This window comes from Microbacterium sp. MEC084 (assembly GCF_004514465.2).
GTDB lineage: Bacteria > Actinomycetota > Actinomycetes > Actinomycetales > Microbacteriaceae > Microbacterium.
Genome location: NZ_MYFP02000009.1, coordinates 35,229 through 55,577 on the forward strand (window position 1 = coordinate 35,229; position 20,349 = coordinate 55,577).

Annotated in this window: 16 protein-coding genes and 1 riboswitch; of the genes, 3 read left to right on the top strand and 13 right to left on the bottom strand. The window is 72.4% G+C overall.

The features are described from left to right. Positions 1–28: 28 nt before the first annotated feature. The 5 genes from B5M43_RS09355 to B5M43_RS09375 form a co-directional block, all read right to left on the bottom strand. A complete protein-coding gene (locus tag B5M43_RS09355) occupies positions 29–490 on the bottom strand; it encodes an NUDIX domain-containing protein (protein ID WP_134746065.1) in 462 nt (153 codons plus the stop codon). Position 491: 1 nt separating this feature from the next. Beyond that, positions 492–1,679 (bottom strand): bifunctional 2-methylcitrate synthase/citrate synthase, encoded by a 1,188-nt coding sequence (locus B5M43_RS09360; protein WP_055993458.1) that lies wholly within the window; start codon positions 1,677–1,679, stop codon positions 492–494. Positions 1,680–1,730: 51 nt separating this feature from the next. Next, complete coding sequence (gene prpB, locus B5M43_RS09365) at positions 1,731–2,630, bottom strand: methylisocitrate lyase (RefSeq protein WP_055993456.1); 900 nt, start codon at positions 2,628–2,630, stop codon at positions 1,731–1,733. A gap of 15 nt (positions 2,631–2,645) precedes the next feature. Next, complete coding sequence (locus B5M43_RS09370) at positions 2,646–4,172, bottom strand: MmgE/PrpD family protein (RefSeq protein WP_134746064.1); 1,527 nt, start codon at positions 4,170–4,172, stop codon at positions 2,646–2,648. A gap of 150 nt (positions 4,173–4,322) precedes the next feature. After that, positions 4,323–5,189, bottom strand: a complete 867-nt coding sequence (locus tag B5M43_RS09375; RefSeq protein WP_134746063.1) for an NAD(P)-dependent oxidoreductase — start codon at positions 5,187–5,189, stop codon at positions 4,323–4,325. A gap of 164 nt (positions 5,190–5,353) precedes the next feature. Between B5M43_RS09375 and B5M43_RS09380 the strand changes: the two genes are divergently transcribed. Beyond that, on the top strand, positions 5,354–6,622 hold the full coding sequence (locus B5M43_RS09380) for an Nramp family divalent metal transporter (protein ID WP_055993450.1): 1,269 nt from the start codon (positions 5,354–5,356) through the stop codon (positions 6,620–6,622). A gap of 128 nt (positions 6,623–6,750) precedes the next feature. Here the strand turns inward: B5M43_RS09380 and B5M43_RS09385 are convergent, their stop codons facing one another. From B5M43_RS09385 to B5M43_RS09395, 3 genes are all read right to left on the bottom strand, one after another. Further along, a complete protein-coding gene (locus B5M43_RS09385; RefSeq protein ID WP_134746062.1) occupies positions 6,751–7,539 on the bottom strand; it encodes an energy-coupling factor transporter transmembrane protein EcfT in 789 nt (262 codons plus the stop codon). Next, a complete protein-coding gene (locus B5M43_RS09390; protein ID WP_205829500.1) occupies positions 7,536–9,032 on the bottom strand; it encodes an ABC transporter ATP-binding protein in 1,497 nt (498 codons plus the stop codon). Before B5M43_RS09390 ends, B5M43_RS09385 begins: the two co-directional genes overlap by 4 nt. A gap of 1 nt (position 9,033) precedes the next feature. Further along, complete coding sequence (locus B5M43_RS09395) at positions 9,034–9,648, bottom strand: ECF transporter S component (protein WP_055993446.1); 615 nt, start codon at positions 9,646–9,648, stop codon at positions 9,034–9,036. Beyond that, a riboswitch (TPP riboswitch) is annotated at positions 9,640–9,749 on the bottom strand. Its footprint overlaps the gene before it by 9 nt. A 90-nt stretch (positions 9,750–9,839) precedes the next feature. On the opposite strand from B5M43_RS09395, the gene B5M43_RS15345 reads away from it, so the two are divergent. Next, a complete protein-coding gene (locus B5M43_RS15345; RefSeq protein ID WP_134746061.1) occupies positions 9,840–11,582 on the top strand; it encodes a D-alanyl-D-alanine carboxypeptidase family protein in 1,743 nt (580 codons plus the stop codon). A 114-nt stretch (positions 11,583–11,696) separates the two neighbouring features. Here B5M43_RS15345 and B5M43_RS09405 read toward each other — a convergent pair whose 3' ends face one another. The 5 genes from B5M43_RS09405 to B5M43_RS09425 all read right to left on the bottom strand — a co-directional run bounded on the left by B5M43_RS09405 (position 11,697) and on the right by B5M43_RS09425 (position 18,814). After that, positions 11,697–12,530, bottom strand: coding sequence for an endonuclease domain-containing protein (locus tag B5M43_RS09405; RefSeq protein WP_230667896.1), 834 nt, complete (start codon positions 12,528–12,530; stop codon positions 11,697–11,699). A 194-nt stretch (positions 12,531–12,724) separates the two neighbouring features. Beyond that, positions 12,725–14,812: an ABC transporter ATP-binding protein gene (locus B5M43_RS09410; RefSeq protein ID WP_134746060.1), complete on the bottom strand. Its 2,088-nt coding sequence runs from the start codon at positions 14,810–14,812 to the stop codon at positions 12,725–12,727. Between the two features lie 67 nt (positions 14,813–14,879). Continuing rightward, on the bottom strand, positions 14,880–16,607 hold the full coding sequence (locus tag B5M43_RS09415; protein ID WP_134746081.1) for an ABC transporter ATP-binding protein: 1,728 nt from the start codon (positions 16,605–16,607) through the stop codon (positions 14,880–14,882). A gap of 593 nt (positions 16,608–17,200) precedes the next feature. After that, a complete protein-coding gene (locus B5M43_RS09420) occupies positions 17,201–17,932 on the bottom strand; it encodes a gamma-glutamyl-gamma-aminobutyrate hydrolase family protein (RefSeq protein WP_055993440.1) in 732 nt (243 codons plus the stop codon). Positions 17,933–17,968: 36 nt separating this feature from the next. Then, the gene (locus B5M43_RS09425; RefSeq protein ID WP_134746059.1) at positions 17,969–18,814 is read right to left on the bottom strand and encodes a TIGR03620 family F420-dependent LLM class oxidoreductase; all 846 of its coding nucleotides are present in this window, start codon (positions 18,812–18,814) and stop codon (positions 17,969–17,971) included. A 214-nt stretch (positions 18,815–19,028) separates the two neighbouring features. On the opposite strand from B5M43_RS09425, the gene B5M43_RS09430 reads away from it, so the two are divergent. Next, positions 19,029–20,339 (top strand): HNH endonuclease signature motif containing protein, encoded by a 1,311-nt coding sequence (locus B5M43_RS09430; protein WP_230667899.1) that lies wholly within the window; start codon positions 19,029–19,031, stop codon positions 20,337–20,339. Positions 20,340–20,349: the final 10 nt, after the last annotated feature.

Consider the following 20,349-nt stretch of genomic DNA (forward strand, 5'->3'; position numbering starts at 1 on the left):
TGGTTCCCACATCCTATAGGATCGAGTATCAACGGCGCGAGAGTGCCTCCAGGACGGGTCTCTGCCCCTTCACGAGCAGCGTGCGCGCCGCGCCGACGGCGACCCAGCGGGCCTCGTCCACCTCGGGGAACTCCTGCATGCGCCCGGATCGCGGCGGCCACTCGAGCGCGAACGTGCCGAACGACAGCGGGCCCGGCTCCCACCCGGCGCCGTCGAGCGCGAACACGCGGATGCGCTTGCCCGACGCGTACGCGAACTCGCCGAGATCCGCCACGTCTCCCCGAGGCGGGTCGACGCCCAGCTCCTCCACGAACTCGCGGCGCGCGGCCGCGAGCGGCTCCTCGGTCGCCGGGTCGCACTCGCCCTTCGGGATCGACCAGGCGCCCTCGACGCGGCGCGCCCAGAACGGCCCGCCCATGTGCGCGATGAACACCTCGACGCCACCGGGCGACGCCCGGTGCAGCAGGATCCCCGCGCTGAGGACCGGCATGTCAGCCCGCGGCCTCCTCCGGCCGGTCGATCGTCTCGTCGTGCGCGGCGTCGGGCACGTAGCCGGGGATGTGCCGCTCGTCGGGCCCACCGTACGCCGACAGCGGGCGGATGAGCGCGTTCGACGAGAGCTGCTCCATGACGTGCGCGGTCCATCCGGTCACGCGCGACGCCACGAACAGCGGCGTGAACGTGAGCGTGTCGAACCCGATCAGGCTGTACGCGGGGCCCGACGGGTAGTCCAGGTTCGGGTAGATGCCCTTGCGGCCCACGAACTCGCGCTCGAGCGTGTCGTACAGCTCGGCGAGGTCGGGGCGGTCGTAGTGCTCGACGAGCGTGTCGAGCGCGGCCTTCATGGTGGGCACGCGCGAGTCGCCGCGCTTGTACACACGGTGCCCGAAGCCCATGATCTTGCGCTTCTCGGCGAGGGCCGCGTCGAGCCACGGCACGACGTGCGCGGCGTCGCCGATCTCGTCGAGGATGTGCATGACGGCCTCGTTCGCGCCGCCGTGCAGCGGCCCCTTGAGCGCCCCGATCGCGCCGACGACCGCCGAATACAGGTCGCTGAGGGTCGAGGTGATCACGCGCGCCGTGAAGGTCGAGGCGTTGAACGAGTGCTCGGCGTACAGGATCATCGACCGATTGAACGCGTCGACCACGACCTCATGCGCCTCCTCGCCGAACGTCATCCAGAGGAAGTTGGCCGAGTAGTCGAGGTCGTCGCGCGGCGGGACGGGCTCCTGGCCGCGGCGGCGGCGCTGGCCGTACGCGACGATCGCCGGCAGCTGCGCGAACAGGCGGACGCTGCGCTCGAGGTTCTGCTCGGGCGTGCCGACCGCGTCGAGCACGTTGTCGATGCCGGCGGTCTCGATCGCGCCGATCACGCTGACGGCCGTGCGCACCTCGTCCATCGGATGCGCCTCCACCGGCATGAGGTCGATCGCGGCCTTCACCTCCGGGGCGAGGGCACGGTGCGCGCGCTCGGTCTCGCGCAGCTCGGCGAGCTGCGCGTCATCCGGCAGCTCCCCGTGCCAGAGCAGGTGCGCGACCGCCTCGAACGGCTGGGTCGCGGCGAGCTCCTGCACCGGGTAGCCGCGGTACAGAAGGCTGTTGGTCTCGGGGTTGACCTTCGAGATCGCGGTCGTGTCGACCACGACCCCGGCCAGTCCCTTGCGGATCTCCTCCGGCATGCGTGCTCCTTCGCGACGTGCGGCTTGTGGCCGATCCTGCCCGATCGCCGATCAGCGGTCGATGGTGAAGTCGAAGACGCCCTGGTCGAACCGGCTGTAGCCGGAGTAGTCGATCAGGTCGTAGAGGTCGGCGCGATGCTGCATCTCGCCCAGCTTGCCCGTGAGGCGGCCCTCGCCGATCAGCTCGTCGAGCCCGCGCTCGGCCGCCCCCATCGCGAGGCGCAGCAGCGAGACGGGCCAGATCACGATCCGCACGCCCGCGTCGCGCAGCTGGTCGACCGTGAACAGGTCGCTCTTGCCGAACTCGGTCATGTTGGCCAGGATCGGCACGTCCACGGCCTTCGCGACCGCCTCGAACTCGGCGAGGTCCGCCATGGCCTCGGGGAAGATCGCGTCGGCGCCGGCGTCGACCAGCGCCTTGGCGCGATCGACGGCCGCGTCGAGACCCTCGACCGCGCGGATGTCGGTGCGCGCCATGATCAGCAGGTTCGGGTCGCGCCGCGCGTCGGCCGCGGCCCGGATGCGCTGCAGCGCCGTGCCCTCGTCGACCACCTGCTTGCCGTCCAGGTGGCCGCACCGCTTCGGGTTGACCTGGTCCTCGATGTGCAGGCCCGCCAGCCCCGCGTCCTCGAGCGTCTGGACGGTGCGGGCGACGTTCATGGGCTCTCCGAAGCCCGTGTCGGCGTCGACGATCGCGGGCAGGTCGGTCATCCGCGCGATCTGCTGGGCGCGCGCCGCGACCTCGGTGAGCGTCGTGAGGCCGATGTCGGGAAGGCCGAGATCGGCCGACAGCACGGCGCCCGAGATGTAGACGCCCTCGAAGCCCTTCTGCGCGATCAGCCGCGCCGAGAGCGGGTTGAACGCTCCGGGGAACCGGAGCAGGTCGCCCGAGTCGAGCCGTTCGCGGAACAGGCGGCGCTTCTCGTGGGCCGGGACCTGGGAGTAGAGCATCGGGACGCCTTTCGGTCAGAACAGGCCGCGCGGCGCCGGGATCGCCTCGAGCAGGCCGGGCTTCGCGACGATCGTGAGCGCCGCGACCTCCTCGGCCGTGAGCTCGGGCAGGCGCTGCGCGAGGTCGAGGAACCGCTCGATCTCCGCGGCCTCGAGCACGGGCTCGGCCAGCACGCGGAACTTGCGCACGTAGTCCTCGCGCGCGAACGGGTGCGCGCCCAGCGGGTGGGCGTCGGCCACCGCGATCTCCTCGACGGTGCGGGTCCCGTCGGTCAGGGTGATCTCGGCGCGGCCGCCGAACGCCTTCTCGTCGGGGTCCTCGGAGTGGTAGCGGCGCGTCCACTCCGGGTCCTCGGCCGTCGTCACCTTGTGCCAGAGCGCCACGGTGTCGGTGCGGCCGGCGCGCTCGGGCGCGTACGAGTCGACGTGGTGCCACGCGCCGTCCTGCAACGCGACCGCGAAGATGTACGGGATCGAGTGGTCGAGCGTCTCGCGCGACGCGTTCGGGTCGTACTTCTGCGGGTCGTTCGCGCCGGAGCCGATCACGTAGTGCGTGTGGTGGCTCGTGTGCAGCACGATGCTCTCGACGTTCGCGGGGTCGCGCAGCTCGGGCCGCTCGGCGCCGAGGCGGCGGGCCAGGTCGATCCAGGCCTGCGCCTGGTACTCGGCCGAGTGCTCCTTCGTGTACGAGTCCAGGATGGCGCGCTTGGGCTCGCCGGCGGCGGGCAGCGGCACCTCGTAGCGGGCCTCGGGGCCGCCGAGCAGCCAGGCGATCACGCCGTCCTCGCCCTCGTAGATCGGCGACGGGCTGGTCTGGCCGCGCATCGCGCGGTCCACCGCCTCGACCGCCATCTTCCCGGCGAACGCCGGGGCGTGGGCCTTCCACGTCGAGATCTCGCCCTTGCGGCTCTGCCGCGTCGCGGTCGTGGTGTGCAGCGCCTGCGACACCGCCTGATAGATCACCTCGGGCTCCAGGCCGAGGAGCGTGCCGATGCCGGCCGCGGCGCTCGGGCCGAGGTGCGCCACGTGGTCGATCTTGTGGCGGTGCAGGCTGATCGCGCGCACGAGGTCCATCTGGATCTCGTAGCCGGTCGCGATGCCGCGCAGCAGCGCGCGGCCGTCGGCGCCGACGTGCTGCGCGACGGCGGTGACCGCCGGGATGTTGTCGCCGGGGTGGGAGTACTCCGCGGCGAGGAACGTGTCGTGGTAGTCCAGCTCGCGCACCGCGACGCCGTTCGCCCACGCGGCCCACTCGGGGCTGGTGTGCGCGTCGAGCGCGCAGCCGAACACCGTGGCGCCGGATCCGCCGCGCGAGACCGGGTGGTCGAGCGCCTGCGCGCGCGCCGAGACGACGGGGGCGCGCGTGAGCGAGGCGGCCGCGACCGCCGCGTTGTCGATCACGCGGTTGATCACCATGTCGGCGACGTCGGCCTCGACCTCGACCGGGTCGGCCGCGACCTGGGCGATCTTCCAGGCGAGCTGGTCCTCGCGGGCGAGGTTCTCGTCGCTGCGATAGGTGCGGACGGCGTGGACGACGGTCATCGGGGTCCTTCCGGGGTGGGGGCTTGTGGCCTGCGGTGAGTCTATTTCTTCAGGGAGGTGGGGACGGTCGTTCTCTCGTGGTCGTTGAGCGAGCGAAGCGAGTCGAAACGGACTGAGCGAGCGAAGCGAGTCGAAGCCTCGCCCCATCGGTCAGTCGAGGAACACGTCCGGGTACAGCTCCTCGTCGGGCGTTCCCGGCACGGCCGCGTAGCCCGACAGGTCGGTCACGCCGGCCTCGGCGAGCACGTCCTCGACGATCAGGGTCTGGCCGCTGCGCTCGGAGGCGGGCCGCGACAGCACGAGGTGCGCCGCATCCGCGTAGATCTCGGGCGTGCGGCTGCGGGCCATCAGCCGGTCGCCGCCGATCACGTTCTGCACCGCCGCGGTCGCGATCAGCGTGCGCGGCCAGAGCGTGTTCGCGGCGATCCCGTCCCCGGCGAGCTCGGCGGCGATCCCGAGCGTGGCCATGGTCATCCCGAACTTGGCGAGCGAGTAGCCGGGGTGGGCGCCGAGCCACCTCGGCGTGACGTTGAGCGGCGGCGCGAGCGACAGGATGTGCGGGTTCGGGCTCTCCCGCAGCACCGGGATGGCCGCGCGGCTGAGCATGAACGTGCCGCGCACGTTGACGTCCTGCATCAGGTCGTACTTCTTGGGCGAGAGCGCCTCGGTGCCGGACAGATCGATCACGCTGGCGTTGTTCACCACCGCGTCGATGCCGCCGAACTCCCCCACGGTGGCGAGCACCGCATGTGCGATCGCGTCGTCGTCGCGCACGTCGCCCACGATCGGCAGCGCGCGGCCGCCGGCCTCGCGGATCCACTCCGCGGCCGTGTGGATCGTGCCCTCGAGCTTCGGATGCGGGGTGTCGGTCTTCGCGAGCAGCGCGATGTTGGCGCCGTCGCGCGCCGCCCGGATCGCGATCGCCAGGCCGATGCCGCGGCTGCCGCCGGACATCAGGATCGTGCGCCCCTCCAGGGGTCGGGTCGCGTCGACGGGACGGTCCGCGGGGTGTGACATCCGTGCTCCTCCTGCCCGCGCGCCATCGCGGGGGCTCCCGAAAGCCTACGCGGGGCCGACCCGGGCACCGCCCGCACGTCCTCCGCCCCGGCGCGCGGGCACGCCCCTAGACTCGGGCCCGGGCCGCTCACAGCGGAATCCCAGGTTCCGATCGAGGAGGACGGATGAGCACGCAGGAGACCGAGAAGCCTCGCTGGAGGATCATCGGACCCGGCCTCGTCGTCGCCGCCACGGGCGTCGGCTCGGCCGACATGGTGGCCACGCTGGTCGCCGGCTCCAACTACGGGTACATGCTGCTGTGGGCGGTGATCCTGGGCGTGATCCTGAAGATCGTGCTCGTCGAGGGCGCCGGCCGCTACACGGTCGCGACCGGCAACACGATCTTCGAGGGCTGGCGCTCGCTCGGCCGCTGGCCGGTCTGGTACTTCGCGCCCTACATCGTGATCTGGGGCTTCGTGTACGCCGCCTCGGCCATGAGCTCGACCGCCCTGCCGATCGCGGCGCTGTTCCCCGAGGGGACGTTCTTCGCCCAGGTGTGGCCGTGGGCCATCGCGATGGGCCTGCTGGGCTTCGTGCTCGTGTGGTTCGGCCGGTACCGCTTCTTCGAGCGCATCACGGCGTTCCTCGTCGGCCTCATGTTCGTGACGATCGTCATCCTGGCGGTCATCGCCGCACCGAACTTCCTCGAGACGATCGGCGGCCTGGTGCCGATGATCCCCGAGGGCGGCGTGTTCAACACGCTCGCGCTCGCGGGCGGCGTCGGCGGCACCATCACGCTCGCGGCATACGGCTACTGGCTGCGCGAGAAGGGCTGGGACAAGCCGCGCTTCCTGCGCGTGATGCGCATCGACAACACCATGGCGTACGTCATGACCGGCATCTTCGTGATCTCGATGCTGATCGTCGGCGCCGAGGTCGTCCGCGCCGCCGGCGTCGCGCTCGCGGCCGGCGACCAGGGCCTGCTCGAGCTCGACGGCGTGCTGCGGGAGCGCTACGGCGACTTCATCGGCGTCTGGTTCCTGATCGGCTTCTGGGCCGCCGGCTTCTCATCCGTGCTCGGCGTGTGGAACGGCGTCTCGCTGATGTTCGCCGACTTCATGGGCAACGTCACGGGCAAGGGATCGGACCACCCCGACTCCCGCCTGAACGGCAAGTGGTTCAAGGTCTACCTGCTGTGGCTGACCTTCCCGCCGATGCTCATGCTGTTCCTGAACCAGCCGATCTTCCTCGTCCTGCTGTACGGGTTCCTCGGCGCGCTGTTCATGCCGTTCCTCGCGATCACGCTGCTGCCGATCCTGAACACGGATCGCGTCCCGCGCGAGTACCGCAACAAGTGGTACCTGAACGTCGCGCTCGGCATCACGGCGCTGCTGTTCATCGTCCTGGGCGTCTACCAGGCGGTGCAGGCGATCACCAAGGCGTTCGGCGGCTGACGGCCGTCCTCGCCGCGCGGGCCCCGACCTCCCGTCGGGGGCCCGCGTGCGTCGGGGCATGGACGGGGCATGCCTGTCCCCGCGAAGGAGACGCCCGGGCCGGCGCGGGTGCGCGGCCTGAGCCGACCTCAGGACGGGCCGACGATGAAGTTCCACGAGCCGGTCGCGATCGCCACGGCGACCGCGGTGAGGCCGATCCCGGCGCCGGCCGCGAGCAGCAGCCACTCGCGCGCGCCCCACGGCGAGACCCGCGCCCAGGTGCGCTCCGCGTGAGCGCCGAAGCCGCGCGCCTCCATGGACGTCGCGAGCGCCGAGCCGCGCCGGATGGCGAGCACGATCAGCGCGAAGGCCATTCCCAGCACGCGGCGCAGCCGTCCGGTGTCCGCGACCCCGCGCGCGCGGCGCGCGACCTCCAGCTCCCGCCAGTCGTCGACCAGCAGCCCCACCAGGCGCAGGCCGCCCAGCGCGCCGAGGACGAACCGCGCGGGCAGCCGCGCCCGCTGCGCCAGGCCGTCGGCCAGATCCGTCGGATCGACCGTCGCGAACAGCACGACGCTCGGCAGCGCGAGCGCCAGGATGCGCAGGACGGTGGCCGCGGCGAGCGCGAGAGAGCCGTCCGAGATGCGCACGAAGAGCCAGTCCAGGTGCACCGTGCCCGACGTCTCGCCGTAGAGCGCGATGGTCACCCCGGTGAGCGGAGCCGCGATCCACACGGGCGCCGTGCGCGCCCAGAAGCGACGCCATCCGAGACCCGACATCGCCAGCAGCGGCACGGACAGGAGCAGCGCGACGGCCGCCGACACCCAGTCGATCGTGAGCACCAGCGGGGCGGCCATGAGGAGCGCGGCGCCCAGCTTCGCGACCGGGTTGACGCGGGCGAGCGGGCCGGCGGGGACCAGCGGGGTCGGAAGGATCATGTCCCGACCGCGGCCGTGAGGCTGAGGCGGCGCGCGTGCAGCGCCTCGAGCACATCGGCGTCGTGCGTGATCGCGACGACGCCCGCCCCGGGCGCCCCGTCGCGGCCGTCGCGCAGCGACGCGATGATCGCGACCAGCTCGGCCCACGTGCGCGCATCCTGGCCGAACGTCGGCTCGTCGAGCACGACCACCCTCGGACGCGTCGCCAGCATCGCGGCGACGGTCAGCCTCCGCTTCTCGCCGCCGGAGAGCGTGTGGGGGTTGGCCTCGGCGAGATGCGCGAGCCGGAGCCGCTCGAGCAGCTCGTCGACCCGCGCCGCGATCTCGCCCTCGGGCAGGCGCAGGGCGCGGGGACCGACCTCGAGCTCGCGGCGGACGGTGGTGGAGAGCAGCTGGTGATCCGGGGACTGCAGCACGGTCCCGATGCGCGTGAGCAGCTGCCGCGACGACCAGCGGATCGGCGCCTCGCCGATCCCGCCCGCGAGCGCCGGCCCGGCGACGACCCGGCCTCCCGCCGGCGGAAGCAGCCCGGCCAGCGTGCGGCCGAGCGTCGACTTGCCCGCGCCGTTCGGCCCCACGACGCCGAGGACCTCGCCGGCGCGCACGTCCACGTCGAGCGGGCCCGCCACGCGGCGGCCGCGTACGCGCGCGACCTCGAGCGCGCGTCCCGACAGCAGGACCTCGCCGGGCGCCGCGGCCGGCGGCGCCGGGTGGCGCGGCGCGATCCCGGGCACCCAGACGCCGAGCGCGGCGAGCTCGGCGCCCCGGTCGCGCAGCACGTCGGCGACCGGGCCGTCCGCGATCACGCCCGCGTCCCCCGCGCCCAGCACGATGATCCGGTCGACGATCGGCAGCCACACGTCCACGCGATGCTCCACCACGACGAGGGTCGCGCCCGTGCGGTCCAGTACGCGGCCCACGGCGTCACGCACCGCGATCGCGCCCGCGGGATCGAGGTTGGCGGTGGGCTCGTCGAGCAGCAGCAGCCCGGGGCGCATGGCGAGCGCCCCGGCGAGCGCGAGGCGCTGCTTCTGTCCGCCGGACAGCGCGGTCGTGGACCGGTCGAGCGGCACGTCGAGGCCCACGAGGTCCAGCGCCTCGCCGACGCGCGGCCAGATGTCGTGCCGCGGCACCCCGAGGTTCTCGCAGCCGAACGCGACGTCGTCGCCGACGCGGTGCAGGACGGCCTGGGTGTCGGGATCCTGCTGCACCAGCCCGGCGCGACCGCGGACCGCCGCGGGCGGGTGCCCGTCGATCGTCAGGGTGCCGGCGTGCTCGCCCTCGTCGTCGCCGCCCAGCACGCCCGCGAGAGCGTGCAGCAGCGTGGACTTCCCCGAGCCGCTCGCGCCGAGCAGCAGGACGCGTTCGCCCGCGTCGATCCGCAGGTCGATGCCGGAGGCGGCCCACGCGCGGCGGCTGGCGTAGCGCCATCCCCAGCCGCGCGCCTCGACGGCGGCCGGGGACACGGCCCCGGTCGCCGGAGAGGCCGTCACGTCAGACGCGCCTGGCGACCGCGCGCCCGGCCGCGAACCGGTTCAGCGCGCCGGTCGCCGCGAGGCCGCGGACGATCGCCCAGCCGCCGAGCCCCGCGATGACCGCGCCCGACACCGTGGTCGAGGCGATGTACACGGTCGTGAACAGCGCGTCGGCGCCCGCGTACCAGAGGACGCGGTCGTTGATGCCGGCCGCGAGGCCCGCGCCGGCGCCCGCCAGCACCGCGACCGGCAGGCGGAACGACCTGTACAGGAAGATCGCGAGGATGATCTCGGCGCCGAGGCCCTGCACGAGGCCCGACACGATCGTCAGCGCGCCCCACTGGTTGCCGACGAGCGCGGAGATGACCGCGGCGAGCAGCTCGGTGTAGAGCGCGGCGCCCGGCTTGCGGATGACGAGGCCGCCGATCACCCCGGCGATGAGCCAGGGGCCGGTGAGCAGGCCGCCCAGACCGGGCAGCAGCGGCGCGAGCAGCTCGCTCGGGCCGATGTAGGCGACGTTCCAGACGAGGAACACCACGGCGCAGGCCACGGCGATGACGCTGGCGACGACGATGTCGACGACGCGCCAGGTGAAGCGGCGGGTGCCCGGGGTGGCGGGTGCGGACGTGTTCATCTCTCTCCTCCCTGCGCCGGCATGATCCGGATCAGGTTCGACGGTCGAAGCGCGGGTCGCTTCCTCTCAGCCCGGCTCGCCGGACTCCCGTGGTGTGTGAGGGACATTCTAGGGCGATCCGGCGGGTGAGGTTCGCCGCCGGGGCCCGCGATCTCCGGCTGGCTCCCGGCATCCGCGGGTACCGTAGGCGGGTGGCAATCGACGACTCCCCCCACGACGATCTCCGCGAGGATCTCCGCGGCTCGATCGACGATGCGTCCGTCGCCACGGTGCCGGTGGCAGCGACCCCCGTCGCCGAGGCGCCGCGTCGCCCGCGCCGCGCGGTGACGGCGCACGACATCGACCCCCTGCCCGAGACGCCCGTGGTGCCCGAGCAGCCCGCGATCCGTCGCGGCATCGGCTCGCTGTTCGACCAGCGCACCGCCGATGCGCCCGTGACCGAGGCGGCCACGGCCCTGGCGGGCGCCGCGCTGACGGATGCGCCCCCGGCGGATGCTCCGACCGGGGCCGAGGCGCTGGCCGTGCCCGCACCGGAGACCCCGACGTCGCTCGAGGAGGCCGCCGGCGCCGCGGTCGAGGCGCCGCACGCAGCGGTGGCGGACGCGCCCCGCACCGACACCGCCGCTCTGGCCTGGATCGACCCGGCCACCGTCGCCCCCAAGCCCGAGGCGGCCCCCGCGCCGTCGCCCGCGTTCGACCTGGTCCCCACCCGCCGCGAGAGGCGCCCCTCCGTCGCGGCCCCGCTGATCACAGCCGGCGTCCTCGCACTCGGCTACGTGGGCGGCTGCGCCTTCTGGCCGCTCGCGAACGTCGCCCCCGCGGTCTCGGCCGCGACGGTCGACCCGGCGCCCGGTCATCCGCTCGCCGTGACCTGGCCCGCGGACGGCTCCGCCGCCGTCGGCGCCGAGGGCCTCGGCACGGTCCCGGCCTCCAGCGCCGCGCGCGCGCCCATGGCCAGCATCGCCAAGGTCGTGACCGCGCTCATGATCCTCGAGAAGGCGCCGCTCGCGGTGGGCGAGCAGGGGCCGTCCTACGCGTTCGACTACGCCGACAGCCAGGAGTACTGGCAGTACCGCGTGGCGAACGAGTCGGCGCTCGACGTGCCCGTGGACGGCACGCTCACGCAGCGGCAGCTGCTCGAGGGCATCCTGATCGGCTCGGCCAACAACTACGTGGATCGCCTGACGACGGAGCTGTGGGGCTCGAAGGACGCGTTCGCCCTCGCCGTGCCGGAGTGGCTCCAGGCGCACGGCCTGTCGGGCATCACGATGGTCGACCCGAGCGGCATCGACCCGGACAACACGGCGACCCCCGCGTCGCTGGTCACCCTCGCGAGCCTGGCGCTGGCGAACCCCGTGATCGCGGAGATCGTGGCGATGCCCGAGACGGAACTCCCGGGCGCCGGCGTGGTCGAGAACAGCAATCCGCTGATCGGGGACCCCGGCGTCGTCGGCATCAAGACCGGCACCCTGTCCGAGTGGTGGATCGAGTCGTGGAACCTGCTCACGGCCAAGGACGTCACGATCGGCCAGACCACCGTGCGGCTGTACGCCTCGGTGCTCGGCCAGCCCGACGAGGAGACCCGCGCGAGCGTCAGCCGCACGCTGCTCGAGCAGGTGGAGCAGTCCCTGCAGCCCGCCCCGACCGTCGCATCCGGCACCACCGTCGCGAACGTCACGACCGAGTGGGGCGAGCCGGTCGAGGTGGTCACGGGCGACGACGCCGAGGTCGTGCTGTGGGACCGCGGCACCCCCGAGGTCCAGTCGGACTACGAGGTCGAGGTCGGCACCGCGTCGGGCGCGGAGGTCGGCACGCTCACCGCGACTGGGCCGTTCGACTCGGCCACGGTCCCCCTGGTGCTCGAGGGCGACCTCGAGGGCCCCAGCCTGCTCTGGCGGCTCTCGCACCCGCTCGACCTGCTCGGCCTGCAGTAGCGCGCCGCCGCACGCGCCCGACCCCGCCCTGGCGCGAGGAGAAATCCCCGATCCAGGACGAATGCCCATGAGATCGGCCTCGCGCGTGGATTTCTCCTCCGCGGAGGTCGGCGTTCAACGGCGGATGCGGTGCAGCCCCTGCGCGATGGCGGTCACCACGAGGTCCTGCACCGCGGCCCAGTCGTCCATGATCTGCCAATAGCCGATCCGGATGACGTGGTAGCCCATCAGGCGCAGGCGAGCGTCGTGCTCGTTGTCGCGCAGGCGCTGAGCGTCGACGTGATGACCGCCGTCGATCTGGATCACCAGCCGGTCGCCGATGAGGAGATCGACGGGCCGCGCGGCGATGACCACCTGGCGCCGGATCGGCAGCCCCAGCCGGAGGAGGCGCAGGCGCGAGAACACGATCGACTCGGTGCCCTCATCCGCGAGCGGCCGCGCATCCGCGAGCAGCCGTCGGGCGTCGGGCGGCAGCGGCAGGCCGCGCAGCACGTCGAGGTCGACGAGGTGCCTCCGGATGGCCGCCTCCCACGCCGCAAGGCCGGCCTCGTAGGGCTGGCACGTCGCGAGGATCACCAGCGCGTTGATCAGCGAATCCTCGAGAGCGTCGGGGTCGCGCGGGATGACCGGGGTCGCCCAGTGCACGTGCGCGGTCGTCTCGCGCTGCAGCTGTCCGTTCGGGCGGATGGCGACGTGCGGTTGCGTCACGGTATCGGTCCAGAGCCCGCGCCGCTGCGCGACCGTGACGCACGAGAGCACCACGCCGACCTCGACCGCCGAGCGCCAGGCCGGGTCGACGGAGGGCAGGCACATCCAGCCGTGGCGGGGTCGCTGCACCGCGCCGCTGTGCAGCGCGCCGCGCAGCGCGTGCCGCGTGACACCGAGCCTGTGGAGCGCGGGGGTGCGCGCGATGCCTCCGAAGCGGGCGAGCGCGGTGACGGGATCCATGCGCCCATGCTGGCCACCCGGCCCGGTCCCGCGGTCGGCCTGACTCGCCAAGATGAGCAACCGGGCCATCCCTGGGCCTGTGGACGACGCCGGCCGGAGTGGTGACCGCCTCCAGCCGAGGAGGAATCCACCTGCGAGGAGCGGAGCGCCGGGTTCCGCCCTCGGAGGTGGATCTCTCTTCGGCTCAGGTCGCGTCAGGCCGTGGGCTCCTCCGGCGCGCCCGCGGCCGCGGGCACCTCGACGGCCGCGGTGTCCGTGGCCGCCTCCTGCGCCTCGACCGCGTCGAGGTCGACCGCGGCATGCTCGAACTGCGACCGGTACAGGCGCCAGTAGGCGCCCTCGCGGGCGATCAGCTCCTCGTGCGTGCCCTGCTCCACGATGTCGCCGTGCTCCATCACGAGGATGAGGTCGGCGTCGCGGATGGTCGACAGGCGGTGCGCGATCACGAACGACGTGCGGCCCTTCCGCAGCGCCGCCATGGCGTGCTGCAGCAGCTGCTCGGTGCGGGTGTCGACCGAGCTGGTGGCCTCATCCAGGATCAGCACGCTCGGCTGCGACACGAACGCGCGCGCGATCGTGATCAGCTGACGCTCGCCGGCCGACACGTTGGCCGCGTCCTCCTCGAGCACCGTGTCGTACCCGTCGGGCAGGGTGTGCACGAACCGGTCGACGTAGGTCGCCTTGGCGGCCGCGATCACCTCGTCGTCCGTGGCGCTCTGCCGGCCGTAGCGGATGTTCTCCCGGATCGTCCCCGAGAACAGCCACGGGTCCTGCAGCACCATGCCCGCCCGCGCGCGCACGTCGTGGCGGGTCATCTCGGAGATGTCCTGGCCGTCGAGCAGGATGGCCCCGCCGTCGAGCTCGTAGAACCGCATGATCAGGTTCACCAGCGTGGTCTTGCCGGCGCCGGTCGGCCCCACGATCGCCACGGTCTGACCCGGCTCGACCCGGAAGGACAGGTCCCGGATGAGCGGGCTCTCGGGCGTGTACGAGAACGACACGTTGCGGAACTCGATCACGCCGCGCCCGTCGGGCGCCGCGGGGGCGTCCTCGGCGTCGGGCTCCTGCTCGGGCTCGTCGAGCAGCTCGAAGACCCGCTCGGCCGAGGCCGTGCCGGACATGACCGCGCTGGTCATGCCGCCGAGCTCCATGAGCGGCTGGGTGAACTGCTGCGAGTACTGCACGAACGCCTGCACGTCACCGATCCGGAGCTGCCCGCTCGCGACCATGACGCCGCCGAGCACCGCGATGCCCGCGTAGGTGAGCGAGCCGATGAACTGCACGCTCGGCATCATGAGGCCCGAGAAGAACTGGGCCCGGAACGCCGACTCGAACAGGTCGTCGTTCTCCTTCGCGAACGCGTCGGAGTTCGACTTCTCACGGCCGTACACCTTGACCAGCGCGTGGCCGGAGAACGACTCCTCGACGCGGGCGTTGAGGCGGCCCACCTTGGCCCACTGCGCCTGGAACGCCTTCTGCGAGCGCGGGCCGATGACGCCGAAGATCACGGCCATCAGCGGCAGCGCCACGAGCGCGACCAGCGCCAGCTGCCACGAGATCGAGAACATCATGATCAGCACGCCGACCACCGTCAGGATCGACGTGACGGCGCCGGACAGCGACTGCTGCAGCGTCTGCGTCATGTTGTCGATGTCGTTCGTGACGCGCGAGATGAGCTCGCCGCGCTGCACCTTGTCGAAGTACGCCAGGGGCAGGCGGTTGATCTTCTCCTCGACGCGCTGACGCACGCGCCACATGGTCTTGACCATGATCACGTTGATCACGTAGCCCTGCACCCACTGCAGCAGCGCCGAGACCACGTAGAGCGCGAGCACCCAGCGGATCACCACGGCCAGCGCCGCGAAGTCGATGCCGCGCCCGAGCTCGAAGTGCTCCATGGCCGCGATCGTGTTCGCGAAGTCGGTCTGACCCGCCTGGCGCAGCGCCTCGACGACCTGCTCCTGGCTCATCCCGGCCGGGAACTGCGCCCCGAGCACCGACGACATGAAACCCTCGAACACGATGTTCGTGGCCTCGCCGAGCACCTTCGGCGCGGCGATCGACAGGATCACGCCGGCGGCACCCAGCACCATGACCAGCGCGAACACCCACTTGTACGGACCGAGCAGCCCGATGAAGCGGAGGAAGCTGGGCCCGAAGCTCTTGGGCTTGCCCGGCGGCGGGGCGTCCCAGCCGCCGCCCTGCTGGCGCGCCTTCTCGGCGAGCTCGGCCTCGATCCGGGCCTGCTCCTCGTTCACGGTCTCGTTCTCGACGGCACTCACAGGAACGACTCCCCTCGGAGGATGCGGGCGGAGAACTGCGCCGACGTCCTCGGCATCACCACGCGCCTCATGCCTCGACCCCCAGCTGCGAGTCCACGATCTCGCGGTACGTGTCGCTGCTCTCGAGCAGCTCGTCGTGCGTGCCCACGCCGGCCACGCGGCCGCCGTCCAGCACCACGATGCGGTCGGCGTCAGTGATGGTCGACACGCGCTGCGCGACCACGATCTTCGTCACGCCGGGCAGCTCCCGCCACAGCGCCTGGCGCAGGCGCGCGTCGGTCGTGAGGTCGAGCGCCGAGAACGAGTCGTCGAAGATCAGGATGTCGGGCCGGCTCACGATCGCGCGGGCGATCGCCAGCCGCTGGCGCTGACCGCCCGAGACGTTGGTGCCGCCCTGGGCGATCGGCTCGTCGAGCCCGCGCGGCTTCTCGCGCACGAAGTCGGCCGCCTGTGCGATCTCGAGGGCGGCCCACAGCTCGTCGTCGGTGGCGTCCTCGCGGCCGAACCGCAGGTTGGACGCGATCGTGCCGTTGAACAGGAAGGGCCGCTGCGGCACCAGGCCGATGCCGGCCCACAGCGCGTCCAGGTCGGCCTCGCGCACGTCCACGCCCGCGACCTTCACCGATCCGGCCGTGACGTCGTAGAGCCGCGGGATGAGGTTGATCAGCGTGGTCTTGCCCACCCCGGTGGACCCCACGATCGCGACGGTCTCGCCCGGATCCGCGCGGAAGCTCACGCCCTGGATGACCGGCTCGTCCGCGCCCGGGTACGTGAACGCGACGTCCTCGAGCACGACCTCGCCGCGCCGCGGCAGGTGCGACACCGCCTCGGCCGGCCGCTGCAGCGAGCTGTCGACAGCGAGCACCTCGCCCACGCGGTCGGCCGACACGGCGGCGCGCGGGATCATCACGGTCATGAACGCGGCCATCATCACGCCGCCGAGGATCTGGCCGACGTACTGCATGAACGCGAACAGGGTGCCGATCTCGACGCTGCCCTCGTCGACCTCGAACGCGCCGAACCACACGACCGACACCACCGTGACGTTGAGCACCAGCATGACGAGCGGGAACATCAGCACGAACAGCGATCCGACCTTGCGGCCGACGATCATGATCTCGTCGTTCGCGGCGCCGAAGCGCTCCTCCTCGATCGGCTCGCGCACGAACGCGCGCACGACGCGCACGCCCGTGAGCTGCTCCCGCATGACGCGGTTCACGCCGTCGAGCTTGGTCTGGTAGCTGCGGAACAGCGGCACCATGCGCCAGATGATCAGGCCCATGAGCACGAGCAGCACCGGCACGGCGACGCCGATGATCCAGCTGAGGCCGACGTCCTGACGGACCGCCATGATGATGCCGCCGATCGCCAGCATCGGCGCCTGCACGAGCATGGTCGCGCCCATCATCGCGAGCATCTGGATCTGCTGCACGTCGTTGGTGTTGCGCGTGATGAGCGATCCGGACCCGAACTGCGAGACCTCGCGCTCGGAGAACGAGCTGACCCGCTCGAACACGGCGCGGCGGATGTCGCGGCCGGCCGCCATCGCGGACCGCGCGGCGCAGGCCGTCGCGATGATCGACGCGACGATCTGACCGAGCGAGACCGCGAGCATCACCAGGCCGGTGCGGATGATGAAGCCGGTGTCGCCCTCGGCGACTCCCTCGTCGATGATGTCTGCGTTGAGGGACGGAAGGTACAGGGCGGCGAGGGCCGCGGCGAACTGGAACACCAGCACGCCGGCGAGCAGCCATCTGTATCGCCGGAGATATCGGAACAGGAGCTTGCCGAGCACAGGGGCCTCCACGGGGAACTCCCCGCGCGTGCGCGCACGGGACCCATAGAGACTGCCACCGACCTCCGACATCCTCCAGTCGCGGACGGCCCTGTCCGCTGACGGCGGAATCCCAGGCCATCCCGCACTTCCGGCGATCCGGGAAATCCGTCGCGCGACGGATGCGCGCGCGACCGCGAGGGGATAGAGAAGGCCCCGGAGATCCGAGTCGATCGGCTCTCCGGGGCCCGTGCTGGTGGCGGGGACTTGCCAGTGGCGCTCCCACTCGGGCAGCGCACGACGGGTGAGCGCCTCGAGGGAGAAGTATTCGCCCCACAGCGAGCCCTCGTCGGCGCCGATGCCGCGCGGGAACTCGCCTCGTGGTTCATCGCGAAGCCGTACACGCTCCGCGCCTCGCCGCGGGCCCAGCGCGACTCGTCGAACGCGCCCTGTTCGGTCGCGCCGCGCAGCGGCTCACCGGTCTCGGCGTCCCAGTCCGTGGGCCGCTCCGGCCTCGGACGGGCCTCCGGGGCGTCGAGACGATGTCGCCGGGCTCCAGGGCTCCAGGGCTCCGGACTCGTCGCGCGCGCCGCGCCCTCGGGGTGATCGTTCGCTCAGGCGGGTGCGGGCTCGGACGCGGCGGGCGCGTCCTGTGCCCGGAGCTGCGCCTCGAGCCGGCGCAGCAGCGGCACGAGCTGCTCGCGCGCGGTGTCGGGGTGCTCGGGATGCCACTGCACACCAGTGACCGGCGCGGCGGCGTGCACGACCGCCTCGACCACGCCGTCGGGCGCGCGGGCGACGACCTCGAGGCCGGGCGCGAGCTCGCCCACCGCCTGGTGGTGCGTGCAGCGGCCCGGCGCGGCGGGATCCACGTCGCCCGCGAGGGCGTTCGCGATCGTCAGGCGCGTGCGCACGTACGGATCCGGCGCGTCCGGCAGGCGGTGGCCCGCCATGTCCTGGATGAGGGTGCCGCCGAGCGCGACGTTCATGACCTGCAGGCCCCGGCAGATGCCCAGCAGGGGCTTGCGGATCCGGATGGCCTCGCGGACGACCGCGATGTGCGCCTCGTCGGCCGCGGGCACGTGGTGGCCGCTGCCGGGGTACTCGGCGGCGCCGCCGTAGCGCGACGGCTCGACGTCCTCGCCGCCCATCAGCAACAGGACGTCGGCGCGCTCGACGGCGTCCAGGCTCGCCTCGACCGGATGCTCGGCCGAGTACACGACGTCGGCCTCCCAGCCGAGCTCGTCGATCGCGGCGCGCAGCCCGCTGTCGAGGTGGTCGAGCAGGGCCTGATAGCCCGGGGCCTGCGGCCGCTCGCGCCGCAGATGGAACACGCCGATCCGCATGCGTCCAGAATCCCACGGGCGGGGGGGCGGATGCGCTCAGCGCGTGAGGGTGAGCGCCTCGGCGAGCTGTTCGAGCGCGCCGAGCGGGTCGTCGCCGAGGGCCTGCGCGGCGACGTGATCCGCGCCGGCGTCCAGATGGGCCCGCAGGCCGGCGACGGCCGCACCGGCCGTAGGGTTCGCGGCGACCAGGTCGATCAGCTCGTCCGAGCCGCCGTCGGCGAACGCGGCCTCGCCGACGCCGAAGCGCCGCAGCGCGCCGACGTAGTTCTCGAGCGAGAAGTAGCGGCGCAGGTAGCGGCGCGCGACCGCGCGCGCCTGCTCCCGGTCGTCGGAGATCACGACCTTGAGCTCCGGGGCGAGCAGCGCCCCGGGACGAGCCGCGTCGAGGACGCCGCGCGCGTGCCGCGTGTGCGCCGGGACCGTGAGATACGGATGAGCGCCCAGCGAGCGCTCCGCGGCGAGCGTGAGCGTGCGGTCGCCCAGCGCGGCCAGGAGACGCCGGTCGCGCCCGACGCCCTCGGCGTCCAGCACGTCGAGGTACGCCGTGAGCGCGGCGAGCGGACGGACGCGGTGGGGTGTCGCCTCGCGATGGCCCGAGCCGATGCCGAGCACGAAGCGACCCGGATGGCGCTCCTCGATCCGGCGGGCCGACCGGGCGATGCTTCGCGCGTCGTCCTTCCAGATGTTCACGATGCCGGTCGCGACCACGATCCGCTCCGTCGCGTCGAGGAGCTCCTCCACGATCCCGAGGTCGCCGCCCGGCGAGCCGCCGACCCAGAGCGTGCCGAAGCCGAGCCGCTCCACCCCGCGCGCGAAGTCCGCGTCCAGCGCCGCCGCGCCGCGCCAGACTCCGTACGTCCCGAATCCCGCCGTGCTCACCATGCCGCCAGTGTGCCAGCGCGAACCCACCCTGTGGTCGTTGAGCGGTGCGAGCGCCAGCGAGCGGAGTCGAAACGTGTCCAAACCCTCCCTGCCGACCAACCCACCGCTCGTCCACAGGATGCCCCCGCGAGGACTTCTCCACAGATTCGGTTTGAATCGCTGATCTGCGCTTTCCGGCCCGGTGAATGTCGGTGGCCCGGAGGAGAATCGGGCCATGACGGCACAGGCGACTTCGACCCGGTGGGCTCCCACCCCGGCCGAACGCGCCCGCACGTCGGAGCTCGTCGACGATTACCTGGAGCAGCAGGTCATCATCGCCCAGGCGCATGCCCGGCAGGCGCGGATCCTCGCCGAGGGCCGCGCGATCGCCGAGGCCCAGACCCGCCGGGGTGGGACGGGTTCGGAGTTCGAGCACCCGCTGAGGTCCATGGCCGCGGAGTTCGCGGTCGCCGGGCGGATGTCAGACCGCACGATCAGGGCCCGGATGGAGTGGGCGGTCGACCTGGTGGACGGGTTCCCGGCCACGTTCGCCCTGTTCGAGGAGGGCCGGATCAGCGAGGCCCATGTCCGCGCGATCGTCGACGCCGGCAGTCGCCTCGAGGATGACGACTCCCGGGCGGAGTTCGAGCGGATCATCCTGCCGCGGGCGGAGAAGCTCACCGGCGGACAGCTGGGCTCCGTCGCGCGGAAGCTCGCGGACGACATCGAGCCGCTGCCGCTGGAGGAGCGGCACGAGGAGGCCATGGCCGAGCGTGGGGTGAGAGCGGCACCGCTTCCGGACGGGATGGGCGAGCTCACGTACATCGGTCCGGCGGTGACGGTGTACGCGATGCATGACCGGGTCACTCAGATGGCGCGCACGATCTACCGCACCAAGGATGAGACCGACGAGCGGACGTTGGATCAGATCCGGGCGGACGTGTTCGCTGAGATCGCCCTCGCCGGGCTGCCGACGGCGGAGCTGATCGACCAGCACGGCGGCGACGCCCTGATGAAGATCAAGGCCACGGTTCAGGTCACCGTCCCGTGGCAGTCACTGACAGGTGTCGGCGACGAGTCCGCGTTCCTCGCCGGCTACGGACCCATCCCCGCGGAGGCCGCCCGACGCCTCGCAGGGGAGGCCGCCAAGTGGACGCGCCTGTTCCAGAACCCGGACACCGGGTGCCTGAAGACCGTCGACACCTACACGCCCACGAAAGCGCAGCGGCGCTTCCTCATCGCCCGGGACGAGCACTGCCGCTTCCCCGGCTGCCGGCAGCCCGCCATCCGCTGCGAGGACGACCACACCATCCCGTACTCCCACGGCGGCCCCACCACCGTCCGCAACCTCGCCAACCTCTGCCGCGCCCACCACGTCCTCAAACACAACTCGAACTGGGACTTCCGTCACGGCCCAGGCGGCGTCATCGAGGTCATCAGCCCCACCGGCAAGGCCTACAAGCACAAACCCACACCGGTCGTGAGGTTCAAAGCATCAGCCGAGATCGCCCGCGCCGATCTCGGCACCGACCCGCCGCCCTTCTAGGTGTACTCGG

Excerpts from the sequence above, each read along its gene's own strand:
- B5M43_RS09355 (WP_134746065.1), bottom strand. The coding sequence starts at position 490 with ATGCCGGTCCTCAGCGCGGGGATCCTGCTGCACCGGGCGTCGCCCGGT.
- B5M43_RS09360 (WP_055993458.1), bottom strand. The coding sequence starts at position 1,679 with ATGCCGGAGGAGATCCGCAAGGGACTGGCCGGGGTCGTGGTCGACACG.
- prpB (WP_055993456.1), bottom strand. The coding sequence starts at position 2,630 with ATGCTCTACTCCCAGGTCCCGGCCCACGAGAAGCGCCGCCTGTTCCGC.
- B5M43_RS09370 (WP_134746064.1), bottom strand. The coding sequence starts at position 4,172 with ATGACCGTCGTCCACGCCGTCCGCACCTATCGCAGCGACGAGAACCTC.
- B5M43_RS09375 (WP_134746063.1), bottom strand. The coding sequence starts at position 5,189 with ATGTCACACCCCGCGGACCGTCCCGTCGACGCGACCCGACCCCTGGAG.
- B5M43_RS09380 (WP_055993450.1), top strand. The coding sequence starts at position 5,354 with ATGAGCACGCAGGAGACCGAGAAGCCTCGCTGGAGGATCATCGGACCC.
- B5M43_RS09385 (WP_134746062.1), bottom strand. The coding sequence starts at position 7,539 with ATGATCCTTCCGACCCCGCTGGTCCCCGCCGGCCCGCTCGCCCGCGTC.
- B5M43_RS09395 (WP_055993446.1), bottom strand. The coding sequence starts at position 9,648 with ATGAACACGTCCGCACCCGCCACCCCGGGCACCCGCCGCTTCACCTGG.
- B5M43_RS09405 (WP_230667896.1), bottom strand. The coding sequence starts at position 12,530 with ATGGATCCCGTCACCGCGCTCGCCCGCTTCGGAGGCATCGCGCGCACC.
- B5M43_RS09420 (WP_055993440.1), bottom strand. The coding sequence starts at position 17,932 with ATGCGGATCGGCGTGTTCCATCTGCGGCGCGAGCGGCCGCAGGCCCCG.
- B5M43_RS09425 (WP_134746059.1), bottom strand. The coding sequence starts at position 18,814 with ATGGTGAGCACGGCGGGATTCGGGACGTACGGAGTCTGGCGCGGCGCG.
- B5M43_RS09430 (WP_230667899.1), top strand. The coding sequence starts at position 19,029 with ATGACGGCACAGGCGACTTCGACCCGGTGGGCTCCCACCCCGGCCGAA.